Origin of the sequence: Allomuricauda ruestringensis DSM 13258 (genome assembly GCF_000224085.1) — a bacterium.
In the GTDB taxonomy this organism is placed as follows: domain Bacteria; phylum Bacteroidota; class Bacteroidia; order Flavobacteriales; family Flavobacteriaceae; genus Flagellimonas; species Flagellimonas ruestringensis.
This window is the reverse complement of record NC_015945.1, coordinates 909,354-925,834: the sequence shown is the minus strand read 5'-3', so window position 1 is coordinate 925,834 and position 16,481 is coordinate 909,354. Positions and strand designations below refer to the sequence as shown.

Here is a 16,481-nt window from a genome sequence, read left to right as displayed (position 1 = left end):
CGGAGGGCGCTTTTACTTGTTGCCGAGCATTAAATTTCTATTGGGAGGAAATCAATTTAATTTGATTCTCTTCCACTTTCCGGTTGATTAGGGTGGCTTGCTTTTCCACCAGTATATTTAAGTCGTTGATTTCCTTGTCGAGTTCCTTGGTCACCTCCACAAAAAACTCTTGGGCCTGTTGGGTCGGCTTTTGGTCGCCACGTTGCGAGTCCACCATCAAAAATGCCAATCTGTTATTGATTCGGATACCATAATTTAACGGATCTTGCCTACTCTGATTTTTGGTCATGTGAATGTTGTTCTCGATTATGGAAAGCTCCGTTTCAAAATCCTTAGCCATTTTCTGGATTTCCGCATTTTCCTTGGTTTTCTTCTTTAAATAGGCCAGATCCTTTTTAATGCTCCTAATATTGATGATGGCATTGTTGGCACGGCTGACTTGTTCGCGGACCTTCATTAAAAAGTCGAATTGATCTTGAAAATCTTTTTGGCTGAGCGATACTCTTGGGTCTTTTAAAATGCTGAAGGTTTGCTCCGAGGAGTTTCCATTTACGGTAAGTCTTGTCTTGTAGTTCCCAGGAATCGCTTTTGGACCAATATTGGGCGAGGAATAGAACACCATTCCCTCGAACTCTTGGTAGCCTGGGTATCGCATATTCCAGATAAATCGGTTGCCTCCTTCGGCAACTTCCAATTTTTGAGTTGAGGTGGGATCCAATCTATCAGGTTTGGCATGGTTGGAAAAAGTTTGAATGACACTGCCATCTGTTTCTAAAATTTCCATGGTCACCGTATCGGTTTCCTTCAAGCTTTTTAGGTAATAGTTGATAATTGCTCCATCGGGATGATTTTCCCCTACTAATTTAGTGTTGGGTTCTTGCCAAGACCGATCCTGATGCATTCTGTAGGCCATATCGGGTTTGTACAGATAAAAATCGCTCTCGGCAACTTCTTTGGTAAGCTGATGAAGTGGTGTTAAATCATCAATCATCCAAAAACCTCTTCCGTGGGTGGCAGCAATCAAATCATTGTCCCTAACATGTAGGTCGCGTATTGCAGTGATAGGTAAATTTAACTGGAAGGGTGTCCAGTTTTCTCCATCATCAAAAGAAACATACATGCCCCATTCGGTACCCGCATACAATAATCCTTTCCTTACTTTATCGGCACGGATGGCACGGGTATAGTAATTATCTTTAATGCCGTCCGTAATCAATGTCCATGTTTGGCCATAATCATTCGTTTTGTACAGATAAGGGGTGTAGTCACCAAATTTGTATGACGAAGCGGCGACATATACGGTTCCAGGATCAAACGGACTTGCATCAATACAGTTGATCATATTCAATTTAGGCGACATGGATTCAGGTGGGGTCACATTTTCCCAAGTAACTCCGTTGTCGCGAGTTACATGAATCAATCCATCATCACTACCTGTCCAAATCACCCCTTTTTCCAGAATGGATTCTGTAATCACAAAAATATTGGAATAAAATTCTGCTCCCGTGTTGTCTTGCGTAATGGGTCCTCCTGAAGATTCAATGGTCTCAGGAATGCCCCTTGCCAATTCAGGTGAAATGGTTTTCCATGATTGTCCACCATCTGTTGTTGCATGCAAATAGTTTGAACCAGCATAAAGTACGTTGGGGTCGTGTCGGCTAAAAGTCAATGGATAGTTCCAATTAAAACGGTACTTCATTACCTCTGCCCCTGAACCTGCGGGATTGTCGGGCCATATATTGGTAGAGATAGTTTGACCGGTGGTATGGTCCAAACGGTTCATGTAGCCTTTGTAGGTTCCTCCATAAACCAATTGGTTGTTCTTAGGGTCGGGTGCCAAATGTGCACTCTCGCCTCCGGCCGTGGGTTCCCAGTCATCTTCTGTGATGCTTGAGCCCGAGGAGCGATGGAAAACACGCAAGGCAGTATTGTCCTGCTGTGCTCCGTATATTCTGTAAGGGAAAATACTATCCGTAGCAATTCGATAGAATTGCATGGTAGGTTGGTTGTAATAAGTGGTCCAGTTGTTTCCACCATCATTGGAGATTTGTGCACCTCCGTCATCGGCAATGATCATTCTTTGATTGTTGTTAGGGTCGATCCAGAGATCATGGTGATCACTATGCCCGGCTGTTTTAAGTGTAAAGGTGTTTCCTCCATCTGTGGAAACCCCATAGCTCACATTCATTACCCAAACTTTGTCGATATTTTGGGTGTCGGCATAAATTCTACTGTAATACCAAGCCCGTTGCCTTAGTCCTCGGTTTTCATTGACTTTTTTCCAAGTTGCCCCTGCATCATCGGAACGGAAAACACCACCGTCCTCGGCTTCGATAATGGCCCATATCCTGTCAGAATCCAACGGGGAAACTGTTATCCCTACAATTCCCCATGGAAAACCGGGCAATCCTGAATTCTCTGAAATATCCTTCCAAGTGTCTCCGCCATCGGTACTTTTAAACATTTTGCTGTCGGGGCCGCCACTGTCCATGCGATAACCGTTTCGTTTCATCTGCCAAGTAGCAGCGTAAAGAATTCTACTGTTGTTGGGATCCATAATTAAATCTCCAGCACCCGCTTTATCACTTACATAAAGAATTTTCTCCCAATTTTTTCCTCCGTCGGTGGATCGAAAAACGCCACGGGTCTCGTTAGGCTTCCAGAGGTTTCCAATGGCGGCTACATAAACAATGTCCGGGTTCTTGGGATGGACACGAATTCGAGCAATGTGCTCCGAATCTTTTAGTCCTATAAATTCCCAGGTTTCACCGGCATCCATACTTTTCCAAAGTCCTTTGCCCGAGGAAACATTTCCTCTAAGTGTTTGTTCACCTTCGCCTACATATATAATGTTAGGGTCGGATTCGGCGACGGTGACAGCTCCAATGGAACCACCAAAATAGCCATCAGAAATACACTCCCAAGAATTGCCCGCATCAGTAGTTCTCCAAACACCTCCACCTGCGGTACCCATATAATATAGGTTAGGGTCGTTGGCTACACCTGAAACGGTTCCGGCCCTTCCTCCCCGGTGTGGGCCCACCATTCTCCATTTCATTCCATCGTAAAGGGATTCCTTGAATAGAGGAGCGTTGTTCTTGTTCTTTTTTCGTTGAGCGTTCGAGGGATAAAAACACAGCACGGCAAGTACCATGATAAAGTAGCGGTTGGTCATTTTTAGTTGAGTTATTTAGTTAGTCCTCATAAAAATAACAAATATTTCACCCTGATCTGTAACGGATCAGCTATTAATGTGAGTTTTTGAATTTGCTTGGTGATTTTTTTTGGTTCTAAGTACTAAAACCTATCCTGTAAATGCTGAAGTTTAAATTTTAATATACTTTTGTTGTCACAAAACCAAGTGCATGCCAAAAAATTTAGTTATTGTAGAGTCCCCCGCTAAAGCTAAGACCATTGAACGGTTCCTAGGAAAAGAATTTCAAGTAGAGTCTAGTTTTGGGCACATTGCCGACCTTCCCTCAAAAGAGCTCGGTGTAGATGTTGAGAACGATTTTAAGCCAAAATATACTGTAGACAAGGAGAAAAAAGCTTTGGTAAAAAAGCTTAAGGATTTGGCTAAAAAAGCAGAAACTATTTGGCTGGCAAGTGATGAGGACCGAGAAGGGGAGGCCATATCTTGGCACTTGGCAGAGGAGTTAGGTTTGGACAAGAACAAGACTAAGCGAATCGTATTTAACTCCATCACAAAATCGGCCATTCAAAAAGCGATTGAAAATCCAAGGGACATCAACTATAATTTGGTAAATGCACAGCAGGCGCGTAGGGTGTTGGACCGATTGGTGGGTTACGAACTATCGCCGGTTCTTTGGAAAAAAATAAAACCAGGGCTTTCCGCAGGCAGGGTTCAATCTGTTGCGGTACGTTTGATCGTGGAGCGTGAACGTGAGATTGAAGGGTTTACGCCAGAAGCATCTTTTAGGATAAGGGCAGAATTCAAAACCAATGAGGGCAATGCTTTTGCAGCCAAGCTGAACAAAACATTCCCAACCAAAGAGGCAGCCGAATCATTTTTAAAAGAGAATATTGGTGCGGATTTTTCGGTTTCCGATTTGGCCAAAAAACCGGCCAAAAAATCACCAGCGGCACCATTTACCACATCTACCTTACAGCAGGAAGCATCCAGAAAACTCTATTTTTCGGTGAGCCGCACCATGCAAGTGGCACAGCGCCTATACGAGGCAGGTCTCATTACTTATATGAGAACAGATAGTGTCAATCTTTCGAACGAAGCATTGTCCGCGGCCAAAAGCGCCATTCTGGATAACTATGGCGAAAAATATAGTCAAACCAGAAACTTTACTGGAAAATCCAAAGGTGCACAAGAAGCGCACGAGGCCATTCGCCCAACCGATATGAAATTGCAGTCGCCCCAATTGGAACGCGATCAGGCCAAATTATACGAACTTATCTGGAAACGTACCCTGGCCTCGCAAATGAGCGATGCCCAATTGGAGCGTACCAATGTAAAAATAAAAGCAAGTACCCACAACGAGGAATTCTCAGCAAACGGAGAAGTGGTGAAGTTTGATGGTTTCCTTAAAGTATACCTGGAAGGAACCGATGATGAGGATGGGGAGGAGCAAGAAGGTATGTTGCCGGCCATGAATGTGGGGGAGCCGCTTCAAAATGTATTTATTTCGGCCACAGAAAGATTCTCAAGACCACCTTACCGCTATTCGGAAGCTTCTTTGGTGAAGAAGTTGGAAGAATTGGGAATTGGTCGACCATCTACCTACGCACCTACCATATCTACCATTCAAAATAGAGGGTATGTAGAGAAAGGTACCGTTGAAGGTGCTCAACGCAAATATGTGCAGTTGGTTCTCGAAGATGGAAAAGTTTCAGATAGTCAGCTTACGGAAACCGTTGGGTCGGAAAAAGGAAAGATTGTCCCGACCGATATCGGGATGATTGTAAACGACTTTTTGGTGACGCACTTTACCCAAATTCTGGATTACAATTTTACGGCTCAGGTAGAAGAGGATTTTGATGAAATCGCATCGGGTGATGAAGATTGGCAGGAAATGATGAAAAATTTCTACAAAGATTTTCATCCCAATGTGCTGAAGGTCGAAGAAACTGCCGAACGGGCAAGTGGAGAGCGTGTGTTGGGAACAGATCCAAAATCTGGCAGACAGGTGTCCGTAAGGTTAGGACGTTTTGGCCCCATGGTACAAATTGGAACCGTGGACGATGAGGAAAAACCACAATTTGCAAGCTTGCTCCCCGAGCAATCTATAGGAACCATTACTTTTGAAGAAGCCATGACGCTTTTTGAACTTCCAAGACAATTGGGCGTGTACGAAGGTGAAGAAGTAGAGGCGAATGTAGGTCGCTATGGCCCTTATGTACGTTTTGGAAAAAAATTCATTTCACTCGCCAAAGGCGAAAGCGCTTTTGATGTGGACATGGATCGTGCCATTGAATTGATCAAAGAAAAGCAAAAAGCCGATGCGCCAATCGCCACCTATGAAGGAAAGGATGTTACCAAAGGTAAAGGTAGGTTTGGACCTTTCATCAAATGGGACGGTATGTTCATCAATGTGAACAAAAAATATGACTTTGATAATCTTACCGAAGGCGATATTGCTGAATTGATCGAGGCCAAAAAGAAAAAAGAGGCCGAGAAGGTCGTTCAGGAATGGCCCGAAGAAAAAATCAGGATAGAAAAAGCCCGTTGGGGACGACACAATATTATTAAGGGTAAGGTGAAGGTGGAAATTTCCAAAGATGTGGACGCCACAAAAGTGACTTTGGAAGAAGCACAAGCCTTATTGGAGAAGAAATCACCAAAGAAAAAAGCCAAGACAAAAGCAAAAGCTAAGAAATAATATGGCCTTCGATTTTCTGGTTCCGGTCAAGGACAAAGTATTGGCACATTCCGAATTGCTGCCAGAACAGGCATTGGGCAAAAATATCCACATGCACACGGAAAAGGATGGGCTTCCCGTATTCGCCCATGCCGATGTGGCTATTTTTGGCGTATTGGAATCCAGAAACGCCTTCGAGAAAAAACCAGAAAAACTGGATTTGGACGAAGTCCGTATTCAACTCTACCGTTTAATGATGGGCAATTGGAACTCCACCATTATCGATATAGGGGATGTGGAGGAAGGCGACACCGTGGAGGATACCTACTTTGTGGTCAAGGAAATTGTAGCTGGACTGCTTGAGGAAAGTATAATACCCATTGTATTAGGACTTACCCAGGACATTACTTTTCCCACCTACCGCGCTTTTGACAAAATAAAGAATATGGTGAACTTGGTCTCCATCGATAGTCGTTTTGACTTTGGTGAAGACGATGAATTGATTTCGTCACATTCTTATATGAGTAAGATTATTACGGACAAGCCCAACAATCTTTTTAATTTTTCAAACATTGGATACCAGAGTTATTTCAATGCCCAGGAAGAGAAAGATTTGATGGAGCGTCTTTTTTTTGATGCCTATCGCTTAGGTGAGATTGCCGCCAATATAGAATTGGCAGAACCTGTTTTGCGAAGCAGCGATATTGTAAGCTTGGACCTGCGAGCTATCCGGGCCAGCGAAATGGGAATGACTGGAAATTTTTCGCCCAATGGTTTTACCGGAAGGGAAATATGCACCATTGCCCGCTATGCCGGTATTAGCGATAAAGTTTCTCTTTTTGGTATCTACGAAGGGGAAAACTCTCATCAAGCATTTCAAATGATTGCCCAGATTATCTGGTATTTTATAGAAGGGCTGAGTTTCAGGATAAAAGAATACCCGAGCTCTAAGAGCGAAGACTTCACAAAGTTTACTGTACCCACGGACACGGAAGAATTGATTTTTTTCAAAAGCCATGTCACAGAACGGTGGTGGGTAGAAGTGCCAACAATTTTGGTAGAGCATACTAAAACAAATTCGGTGGCGTTATTACCTTGCACCGAAGAGGACTATTTGGATGCTTGCAACCAGAACATTCCCGAAAGGTGGTTCAAAGCCTATAGAAAAGGCTTGAACTAAATAAATTAAATTTTGATCATTAATTGTTTTTGCACAATAATTCATTCAAAAATCAGTTTTGAGAGTAATGAATCTGTGTAGTACAGTTATTAAAATCTTGAATCGAACAATTTAACCTAAAGTATGAGAAAGCTATTCTTTTCATCTCTAGCACTTGTTTTTTTGCTTACCAGTTGTGGCTCTAAATCAAGGTCAAAAGGTGAACTAGTTGGGGTAAAGGGAAAAAAATGGCATCCAGAAAAACCCTATGGAATGGAATTGATTCCCAGAGGCGCCTTTGTAATGGGGAAAGCCCATGAGGATCAAGCAAAAACATTGAACGCTCCCACAAGAACGGTTACCGTACGTTCCTTTTATATGGACGATACGGAAATCACCAATAGTGAGTACCGACAGTTTGTGGAGTGGGTCAAGGATTCCATAGTAAGAACCAGATTGGCCATTTTGGCAGATGAACTTGGCATAGGGCCCGAGGATGAAGGTATTGGTGAGTACGGTTTTAAAGATACTGATACGACCGAACTTTCCGTTTACGACAAATACATGCTCGATAATTATGCGGGCATGGGAGATAACTATTATGAAGGCAGGGCATTGAACAAAGATGTTGACCTGATATGGGATACATCGGAATACCCAGATGAGTACTATGCAGAGGTTATGGATTCCATGTATCTTCCAGAAGAAGAGAGCTATAATGGTCTCAGGAGCATAGATGTTACCAAAATCAAATACAAGTACAACTGGATGGACATCGAAGCTGCGGCCAGGGCACGATCAGGCAATAGAAAAGACTTCATCAAACAAGAAGAATTGGAAATTTACCCAGATACCACTGTATGGATTCGAGATTTTGAATACAGCTACAATGAGCCAATGCACAACGATTATTTTTGGCACGATGCCTATAGCGATTACCCTGTAGTCGGGGTAAACTGGATGCAGGCCAAAGCTTTCTGTAACTGGAGAACAAAATTTAAGAACGATGATCAAAAAAGTCGTGGAAAGCAATTTGTAAACCAGTTTAGGTTGCCAACCGAGGCAGAGTGGGAATATGCTGCCAGAGGAGGAATCGAAGGCGGGACATATCCTTGGGGCGGTCCGTATGTGATCAGCGACACAGGATGTTTTATGGCCAACTTTAAACCACAACGTGGCGATTACGCAGCAGATGCCGCTTTATATACGGTAGAAGCAAAATCCTTTGAGCCTAACGAATACAATCTGTACAATATGGCAGGTAATGTTTCGGAATGGACAAATTCCAGTTTTGATCCAGGTGCTTACCAATATTTATCCACGATGAACCCGAACATTGGTTCGCAGGACAATAAGCGTAAAGTGATTCGTGGAGGTTCTTGGAAAGATGTAGCTTACTTCCTTCAAGTAAGTACCAGGGATTATGAATATCAAGATTCTGCGAGAAGTTACATAGGATTCAGAACGGTCCAAGATTATATGGGAGAGGAAGATTCTACCAACGGTAGTCGAAGCGGACTATAATAAAACAATAAAACACGAGAGAACATTATATAAACAAGTAAGAGTAGTAACCAAATACTTATTTTTTATATAACTTAATTAAAACTAGAATTATGGCGCAGTCAAAATCAACAAAAAAGCTGTTTAACATGGCCTACGGGCTAGGGGCATCGGTAGTAATTATTGGTGCATTGTTCAAAATCCTTCACTGGGAGTTCGGGCCCCTTACAGGTGGACTTCTTCTTGCGGTTGGACTTATTACTGAAGCATTGATCTTTGCTATCTCTGCATTTGAACCAGTTGACGACGAATTCGATTGGTCTTTGGTATATCCAGAATTGGCCGGCGGTGAGGCAGATGCTTCCAGAAAACAAGAAGCCAAAGATGCAAAAGAAGCTGAAGGATTGCTTTCCAGAAAACTGGATAACCTTCTTAAAGAAGCAAAAATCGATTCTGAACTTTTTACCAACTTGGGTGAAAGCATCAAGAGCTTTGAAGGTGCTGCTAAGAATATCACTCCAACTACAGATGCTATTCAGCACACTAAAAAGTACTCAGAGGAATTGTCTCACGCCGCAGCTCAAATGGAATCTTTGAACAGCTTGTACAAAGTACAATTGGAAAGTGCTAGCAGACAAGCTTCCATCAACGAAGAAGTTGTACAGAACGCAGGTGCGTTGAAAGACCAAATGGAGTCTTTGGCCACTAACCTATCTTCTTTGAACGGAGTGTACGGAGGTATGCTTACAGCCATGGGCGGAAAAAACTAATTAGAGGTTTTCAAATCAACAGAAAACAAAACCAAATCAAATTAATTATTAAATCTAATTAGAAAAACATGGCAGGAGGAAAACAAACACCACGTCAGAAGATGATCAACCTTATGTATTTGATCTTCATCGCGATGTTGGCACTTAATATGAGCAAGGAAGTACTTGCCGCTTTCGGACTAATGAACGAAAAGCTGGAAACTTCCAATACCAATATGGACTCCAACAACTCTAGTTTTATGGCCAGCTTGGAAACAAAGGCCAGTGAAAACGAAGAGGAGTACGGAGAATTGTACCAAAATGCTCAAGAGATCAAACAACTTTCCGATAATTACTATAACTATTTGGAAGGATTGAAGAAGGAAATGACCGCAGATTTGGAAGACCCAAAAGACTATGTGGTTATGGATAAGTCCGATTACTTGGATCAAAAATTCTTTCAGGGCGACAATTTGGGCCCAGAAGGAAAAGAGTTCATGAAGCAGATCAACGATTACCGTGAAGGTGTTATCAATGCTTTGCCAGATGAATACAAATCTTTGAAAACCGGTGTTGAAACCCGTTTTGCCACTGGAGATGAAGATGGTAAAGTTGAGAAGAGGGATGGTACGCGTCAAGATTGGATCAACTATCACTACGAAGGGTTCCCATTGGTAGCCTCTTTGACGAAAATGACCCAATTGCAGGCCGATATCAAAACTACGGAGCAAGAGGTGTTGAAAACCCTTTTGGAAGGTGAATTGACCGAAGCGGTTTCCTTGACAAACTTTATGAGTGGATTGGATGCTCCAAAGACGGCTTACTATGCAGGAGAAAAGTATGACGGAAAGATTGTTGTTAGCAAAACTGACAGAACTTCCACTCCTGTAAAAGCGGAATTGACTTTGGACGGAAGACCATTGACCGAAGGTAAGGACTACGAATTGGAAGCTGGAGGCATCAAAATGTTGATCAGTGCCGGTACCCCAGGTGATCACACCATTAAAGGAACCATGACATACATGCAAGATGGTGTAGAGGTGCCAGTGGAAGTGAATAACACTTTTGCAACTATCTCCATGCCTAACGCAGCAGTAATTTCTGCGGATAAGATGAACGTGGTTTACCGTGGTGTTGCCAACCCAATGACCATCTCTATTCCTGGTATTCCTGATAATAAGGTTTCAGCTTCAGCTCCTGGTTTGAGCAGAAGAAGTGGCAGCAATTACATAATGAACCCCGGTACAGGTAGATCTGTAACCATTACAGCTTCTGGAACGTTGCCCGATGGTAAAGGAATCCGTACTTCGTCCGAATTCCGTATCAAGGATATTCCAAGGCCAAGTGGTACCGTTCGTGGAGAATCAGGTAGCATTAAAATGCCAAGGAAAAACCTTGAAATCGCAACTGTTAGTGCAATGTTGGAAGATTTCGACTTTGATTTGAACCTAGCTGTTAATCAGTTTAAGTTTAAAGTACCTGGTCAGCCTACCGTAGTTGTAAATGGAAACAAATTGGATAGCAGAGCCAAATCTGTACTAGCGAGAGCGGGTAGAGGCGAGTCTGTCCAGATATTCGATATCCAAGCTTACATCACAAACAACAAGAGTTACAAGTTAAAGAAAGTATCTCCTGTTATGGTTGAGCTTACTAACTAAGAAGTATAAAAAGTATACAAGTGATCATGAATTGGAAAAACGCATTATTAATTGGATTGTTGGGCATATTGCCGGTATCAATCATGGCGCAGGCAAATATTTTAAATGCCAAGTTGCCCGAAGATATAGGTAAAAAAACCCAAGCTCAAATAGAGCAAGATGCCGATGAGCCTTTACCGTACGGTTATGTGGATGATAGGGATATCCTTTGGTCCAAGACCGTTTGGGAAATCATCGATCTTGATGAACGAGTTAATTTTCCATTGTACTACCCAACAGATACCATAGGTATTGGGGCAGATAGAAGGTCACTGTACCATGTTTTGATGAAAAACATCAGAAATGGAAACCTTACCGAGGTTTATGCAGACTCCTACTTTACTGAAAAAAGAAAGTTGGAAGACCTTTCGGCTACCTTGAGAAAGGTAGACACCACGGATCTTGGTTACGAGCAGGTAAATGCTGGAGAGCAGGTTTCCCCGGAGTTTATTAACAAAAGGGATATTACTGCTGCCGATATTGAAGAGTTTCGTGTAAAAGGAATCTGGTATTTCGACAAGCGCCAAGGAGAACTTAAGTATCGTTTATTGGGGATTGCACCGGTTGCACCCGATGTGAACTTCATCGATGATGAGTCTATCGAACCGGGACAGAACAAAGTAGAATTGTTCTGGGTGTGGTACCCTGCGGCAAGGCAAATTTTGCACGATGCCAAGGTGTACAACCAGCGTAACTCGTCAAGACCCATTTCCTTTGATATGTTGTTGAACGCACGTCGATTCAACGGTGTTATCTACAAAGAGGAAAACGTTCACGAAGATCGTGAAATAAGCGATTACATTTTTGATAATGCATTGTTCCAGCTCTTGGAAGCCCAAAGAATCAAAGAGGGCATACGGGACAGAGAGCAAGATATGTGGGCATATTAAAAGCCCATAGAATATTTCCAATTCAATACAGCAAAACGCCGCACAATTGTGCGGCGTTTTTTTGCATTAAACTAAAGTTTGAATGACTGATTGATCGATCAGATGTCTAATTTTGTAGTATGTTGGATTATATAGTAGTAGGTCTGGGTTTGGCAGGAATCTCCTTTTGTGAGGTTTTGGAAAAAAATGGAAAAACTTTTAAGGTAATTACCGATGAATCTCAAAGAGCTTCACAGGTAGCAGGAGGGTTGTACAATCCGGTTATTTTGAAACGGTTCACCATGGCATGGCAAGCCAAACAACAACTGAAACTTGCGAAACCGTTCTATCGGCATTTGGAGGAGAAACTGGGCAAAAAACTAGACTACCAGCTTCCTGTTCTGCGAAAATTTGCATCCATTGAAGAGCAAAACCTATGGTTTGAAGCTGCCGACCGTCCAGATTTGGACCATTTTCTTTCAACCAATATTATACCGAACAACAACCCAGCCATTGATGCACCACATGGATTTGGCGAAGTAAAATATACGGGAAGAATAGATACGGGCACTTTGGTGCGTTCGTACAAAAGTTATCTGGAAGAAAAAGGCAAACTCTTATCAGAATCTCTGGATCTTGATTCGCTTTCAATATCAGAAGATCATGTCGCTTATAAGTCCATTACCGCCAAGAACATTGTTTTTGCATGCGGTTACGGCCTCAAGCAGAATCCATATTTTGATTACCTCCCCTTAAATGGAACCAAAGGCGAGCTATTGATTATCCATGCGCCCAATTACAAAGAGGGCAATGTGATCAAATCCTCGGTTTTTACCATTCCAATGGAAAGTGATAAGTATTTGGTAGGTGCTACTTACAAATGGAAAGACAAAACCAACGAACCTACGGAAGCATCCAAAAACGAACTTTTGGAAAAACTGAAATCCTTTTTAAAATGTGATTTTGAGGTTGTTGACCACGTCGCAGGAATACGCCCGACAGTTGCGGATCGTAGGCCTTTGGTGGGAAGACACCCAGAGCATCAAAACATGTACGTTTTAAATGGATTTGGTTCCCGGGGAGTGCTTATAGGACCGGCTGCATCCAGACAATTGTTTGATTATATTGAGAACAAAGCCGACTTGGATCCCGAAATGGACATCCAACGTTTTACCAAAAAATACTATTCCAATTAACTTTTTGCTGCCTCATGTTTTTTGACCGAAGCAGGGTCGTACTTCACAAAAAAATTGATCCAAATATTTCTGGACAACCTGATGATTACCGGCATAAAAACAATCAAAGTGCCCACAATAGCAATAAAGGTGGTCAATAAGGAAGTGCCGATAAATAAAAAAGAAATTACAAAAGCTGCCACGGCAAAAGCAATGCCCACACCGTAGCTTACGTACATGGCACCGTAAAAAAAGGAGGGCTCAATCTTGTATTTTAAGCCACAATGCGAACACCTTTCGTTCATGCTGAAAATTTTGGAAAGTGCGTACGGATTGGATTTCTTGTACATGCTCTCCTCTTGGCATCTTGGACAGTTTCCTGTTAAAATGCTGTACATTTTGGTTCCTTTTTTTAACATTTGCAGGGCTTTTGTACAAAAGTATGAATTCGCCAACTAAAGTTTTGTAATCAAGGTCACATAAAATGCTAAATATTCACAATCTTTCCGTAGCCTTTGGAGGAGAGTATCTCTTTGAGGAAATATCGTTTCGTCTTAACGGCGGGGATAGAGTAGGTCTTATTGGAAAGAACGGTGCGGGTAAATCCACTATGCTTAAACTCCTTGCGAAGGAAATGCCCTTGGATGAAGGAGCCATAGCCACTGAAAAAAATATTAAAATCGGTTTTCTTAAACAGGACATAGATTTTGAAGAAGGGAGAACTGTCTTGGAAGAATCCTATCAGGCATTTTCAGAAATCAAAGAACTGGAACTCAAACTGGACGAGATCAATACCGCCTTGGCGGAGCGAACCGATTATGAAAGCGACGGGTACCATCAACTTATGGTAGATCTGAACGATGTGACGCATCGATATGAAATCTTGGGAGGTTACAACTACCAAGGTGATACCGAAAAAGTGCTTCTTGGGCTGGGTTTTAAACGAGAAGACTTCAATAAACTGACCGATACGTTCTCTGGTGGATGGCGTATGCGTATTGAGTTGGCCAAACTATTGCTGCAAAACAACGATGTACTTCTACTTGATGAGCCTACCAACCACTTGGACATTGAATCCATTATTTGGTTGGAGCAGTTTTTGCGAAACTTTACCGGTGCAGTAGTGATTGTTTCCCACGATAAAATGTTTTTAGATAATGTGACCAACCGTACCATTGAGATTTCATTAGGAAGGATTTACGACTACAACAAGCCCTATTCCCAGTTTTTGGTGCACCGAAAGGAAATAAAGGAACAGCAATTAAGTGCCCAAAAAAACCAAGAAAAACAGATACAGCAGACCGAAAGGTTGATTGAAAAATTTAGGGCAAAATCCAGCAAGGCCTCCATGGCACAATCCCTCATTAAAAAGCTGGATAAAATGGAACGCATCGAGGTGGATGAAGAAGATAGCAGTGTTATGAATCTTCGGTTCCCTGTTTCGGTAAACCCCGGCAAGGTAGTGGCAGAATTAAACGGAGTTTCTAAAAACTACGGCCCCAAAAAAGTGCTTCAAAATATAGACCTGATGATTGATCGTGGAAGCAAAACCGCTTTTGTAGGTCAAAATGGCCAAGGAAAAACTACTCTTGCCAAAATTATAGTCGGCGAATTGGATTACAAGGGCGATTTAAAGATTGGGCACAACGTACAGTTGGGCTACTTTGCCCAGAACCAAGCGGAATACTTGGATGGTAACAAAACCATCTTGGATACCATGATCGATGCTGCCAATGAGAAGAACCGCAGTAAGGTAAGGGATATTTTAGGGTCCTTTCTGTTTAGAGGTGATGAAGTGGACAAATATGTAAAAGTACTTTCCGGGGGTGAAAGGAACCGATTGGCCTTGGCCAAAATGCTTTTGCAGCCTTTTAATGTGCTCGTAATGGATGAGCCTACCAACCATTTGGATATCAAATCCAAAAATGTATTAAAACAGGCACTTCAAAGTTTTGAGGGGACATTGATTCTCGTTTCTCACGATCGTGATTTTCTTCAAGGGTTAACCGATAGGGTTTACGAGTTTAAGGACGGAGGTATAAAGGAATATTTGGGAGATATCGACTTTTACTTGGAACAGCGTAAGATGGAGGATTTTCGAAGTGTTGAAAAAGGGGATTCAAAGAAAGAAGACAAACCACAGGAAAAAAACAAGGAGAGCGACTATCAAACCCAAAAGAAGCAAAAATCCCTCAAAAACAAGCTTAGTGGGGTAGAGAAGAAGATTTCCCAACTGGAAAAGCAGATTGCCGATATTGACCATGACCTGCTCATGGACTACGACACCACCATTGCAAAGCCTAACTTTTTTGACAATTACGAGGGTAAAAAGAAGGATTTGGAGTCCTTAATGGAAGATTGGGAGAACTTGTCCGAAGATTTAGAAGCACTTGATTAACAGAACATTTCAGCTTTTACATCGAATTTCATCGAATTCACAACAAATTGGAGTGTATTTGCCGATTATATTTGTAAGTTATTTCTTCTTTGTCGTATTTTGTAAGTAAATTCTTTGTGGTTTAATAAGTAATTAATGATTCGAGCGGCTATTTTTTTCTTTTGTTTGATGTTCTCTGCGGGTATATCTTTTGCCAGTGGACAGATTTCCCCTAAAGAAAAATCTGCATTGGTAAATTTGTACAATAGCACCAATGGCGAGGATTGGAATGTTTCTTGGGACTTGACCGCACCCGTAGACACATGGAAGGGTGTAGAGGTCGATAACGGACATGTAGTGGGCCTAACACTGTTTATGAACAATTTAAATGGTGTGCTTCCAGAGAGTATAGGTGATTTAAGACACCTTTCCAATTTGAATCTGGCTTTTAACCAGATTACCGGAGTGCTTCCAAAAGATATTGTGAAATTGGAAAAACTAAAGGTTTTCCGTTTGGAGATGAACCGAATCAAGGGTGGTATCCCGACAGGAGTCGCCAATTTTAAGGAGTTGGAGGTATTCTCTATGTTCAACAACTTTTTAACCGGACCTATTCCAGAAACATTTGGGGAACTTAAAAAGTTAAAAGAGCTAAACCTATCCAGTAACAATCTCAAAGGAACAATACCCGAATCCATTGGAAACCTATCAAACTTAGAGGCATTGGGTCTTTTTGAAAACAAATTGGAAGGTCAGATACCAAGGGAAATTGGGAATTTGGTCCAGTTAAAGGAATTGGTTTTGTCCAATAATCAATTAGGAGGTGAAATTCCCAAGGAGTTTGGCCAATTGGCAAACTTAAAAATATTACAACTTCAAAATAATAGGTTCAACTCGTTCAACGCCTTACATGGTATGGATACGAAACAGTTTTTGGTGTTTGATACCGACGATAAAACATTGAACCCAAAATTTATGGATATTCAAATAGACCGTACTCGAATGGCAGATACCAAATTCGAGGATGAAAACGAAAACGAGTAGTTAGTTATTACTTTAGTTTGTTTGGTTTGGGGATGCCGTTTGGGGTCCCCTTTTTGCATTTGACCCAGTTAAAAATG

The 16,481-nt window shown here is 41.9% G+C and carries 11 protein-coding genes; 9 read left to right on the top strand and 2 right to left on the bottom strand.

Translation table 11 applies throughout. The annotated features are described in order from the left end of the window. Positions 1 to 37: 37 nt before the first annotated feature. A complete protein-coding gene (locus MURRU_RS04205; protein ID WP_014032177.1) occupies positions 38 to 3,175 on the bottom strand; it encodes a sialidase family protein in 3,138 nt (1,045 codons plus the stop codon). Positions 3,176 to 3,365: 190 nt separating this feature from the next. On the opposite strand from MURRU_RS04205, the gene topA reads away from it, so the two are divergent. From topA to MURRU_RS04170, 7 genes are all read left to right on the top strand, one after another. After that, positions 3,366 to 5,852, top strand: coding sequence for a type I DNA topoisomerase (gene topA, locus MURRU_RS04200; protein ID WP_014032176.1), 2,487 nt, complete (start codon positions 3,366 to 3,368; stop codon positions 5,850 to 5,852). Between the two features lies 1 nt (position 5,853). Further along, on the top strand, positions 5,854 to 7,011 hold the full coding sequence (locus MURRU_RS04195) for a formimidoylglutamase (protein ID WP_014032175.1): 1,158 nt from the start codon (positions 5,854 to 5,856) through the stop codon (positions 7,009 to 7,011). Positions 7,012 to 7,134: 123 nt separating this feature from the next. Further along, positions 7,135 to 8,514: a T9SS ring complex lipoprotein PorK/GldK gene (porK, locus tag MURRU_RS04190; RefSeq protein ID WP_014032174.1), complete on the top strand. Its 1,380-nt coding sequence runs from the start codon at positions 7,135 to 7,137 to the stop codon at positions 8,512 to 8,514. A gap of 92 nt (positions 8,515 to 8,606) precedes the next feature. Then, positions 8,607 to 9,263, top strand: a complete 657-nt coding sequence (gene porL, locus MURRU_RS04185) for a type IX secretion system motor protein PorL/GldL (protein WP_014032173.1) — start codon at positions 8,607 to 8,609, stop codon at positions 9,261 to 9,263. Positions 9,264 to 9,331: 68 nt separating this feature from the next. Beyond that, on the top strand, positions 9,332 to 10,900 hold the full coding sequence (gene porM / locus MURRU_RS04180; protein WP_014032172.1) for a type IX secretion system motor protein PorM/GldM: 1,569 nt from the start codon (positions 9,332 to 9,334) through the stop codon (positions 10,898 to 10,900). A 26-nt stretch (positions 10,901 to 10,926) separates the two neighbouring features. Next, positions 10,927 to 11,829, top strand: coding sequence for a type IX secretion system ring subunit PorN/GldN (gene porN / locus MURRU_RS04175; protein ID WP_014032171.1), 903 nt, complete (start codon positions 10,927 to 10,929; stop codon positions 11,827 to 11,829). A 119-nt stretch (positions 11,830 to 11,948) separates the two neighbouring features. Further along, the gene (locus tag MURRU_RS04170) at positions 11,949 to 13,004 is read left to right on the top strand and encodes an NAD(P)/FAD-dependent oxidoreductase (protein ID WP_014032170.1); all 1,056 of its coding nucleotides are present in this window, start codon (positions 11,949 to 11,951) and stop codon (positions 13,002 to 13,004) included. Here MURRU_RS04170 and MURRU_RS04165 read toward each other — a convergent pair. Further along, positions 13,001 to 13,402, bottom strand: coding sequence for a DUF983 domain-containing protein (locus MURRU_RS04165; protein WP_014032169.1), 402 nt, complete (start codon positions 13,400 to 13,402; stop codon positions 13,001 to 13,003). The genes MURRU_RS04170 and MURRU_RS04165 overlap by 4 nt on opposite strands. Positions 13,403 to 13,467: 65 nt before the next feature. Between MURRU_RS04165 and MURRU_RS04160 the strand changes: the two genes are divergently transcribed. Both MURRU_RS04160 and MURRU_RS04155 read left to right on the top strand, forming a co-directional pair. Next, positions 13,468 to 15,381 carry an ABC-F family ATP-binding cassette domain-containing protein gene (locus tag MURRU_RS04160; protein ID WP_014032168.1) on the top strand — a complete coding sequence of 638 codons (1,914 nt, stop codon included), beginning with the start codon at positions 13,468 to 13,470 and terminating at the stop codon, positions 15,379 to 15,381. A 135-nt stretch (positions 15,382 to 15,516) separates the two neighbouring features. Next, complete coding sequence (locus tag MURRU_RS04155) at positions 15,517 to 16,404, top strand: leucine-rich repeat domain-containing protein (RefSeq protein ID WP_014032167.1); 888 nt, start codon at positions 15,517 to 15,519, stop codon at positions 16,402 to 16,404. The last annotated feature ends 77 nt before the right edge of the window (positions 16,405 to 16,481 follow it).

Bases quoted from the DNA above. Each gene is read 5' to 3' on its own strand.
- MURRU_RS04205 (WP_014032177.1), bottom strand. From the start codon at position 3,175: ATGACCAACCGCTACTTTATCATGGTACTTGCCGTGCTGTGTTTTTAT.
- topA (WP_014032176.1), top strand. From the start codon at position 3,366: ATGCCAAAAAATTTAGTTATTGTAGAGTCCCCCGCTAAAGCTAAGACC.
- MURRU_RS04195 (WP_014032175.1), top strand. From the start codon at position 5,854: ATGGCCTTCGATTTTCTGGTTCCGGTCAAGGACAAAGTATTGGCACAT.
- porK (WP_014032174.1), top strand. From the start codon at position 7,135: ATGAGAAAGCTATTCTTTTCATCTCTAGCACTTGTTTTTTTGCTTACC.
- porL (WP_014032173.1), top strand. From the start codon at position 8,607: ATGGCGCAGTCAAAATCAACAAAAAAGCTGTTTAACATGGCCTACGGG.
- porM (WP_014032172.1), top strand. From the start codon at position 9,332: ATGGCAGGAGGAAAACAAACACCACGTCAGAAGATGATCAACCTTATG.
- porN (WP_014032171.1), top strand. From the start codon at position 10,927: ATGAATTGGAAAAACGCATTATTAATTGGATTGTTGGGCATATTGCCG.
- MURRU_RS04170 (WP_014032170.1), top strand. From the start codon at position 11,949: ATGTTGGATTATATAGTAGTAGGTCTGGGTTTGGCAGGAATCTCCTTT.
- MURRU_RS04165 (WP_014032169.1), bottom strand. From the start codon at position 13,402: ATGTTAAAAAAAGGAACCAAAATGTACAGCATTTTAACAGGAAACTGT.
- MURRU_RS04160 (WP_014032168.1), top strand. From the start codon at position 13,468: ATGCTAAATATTCACAATCTTTCCGTAGCCTTTGGAGGAGAGTATCTC.
- MURRU_RS04155 (WP_014032167.1), top strand. From the start codon at position 15,517: ATGATTCGAGCGGCTATTTTTTTCTTTTGTTTGATGTTCTCTGCGGGT.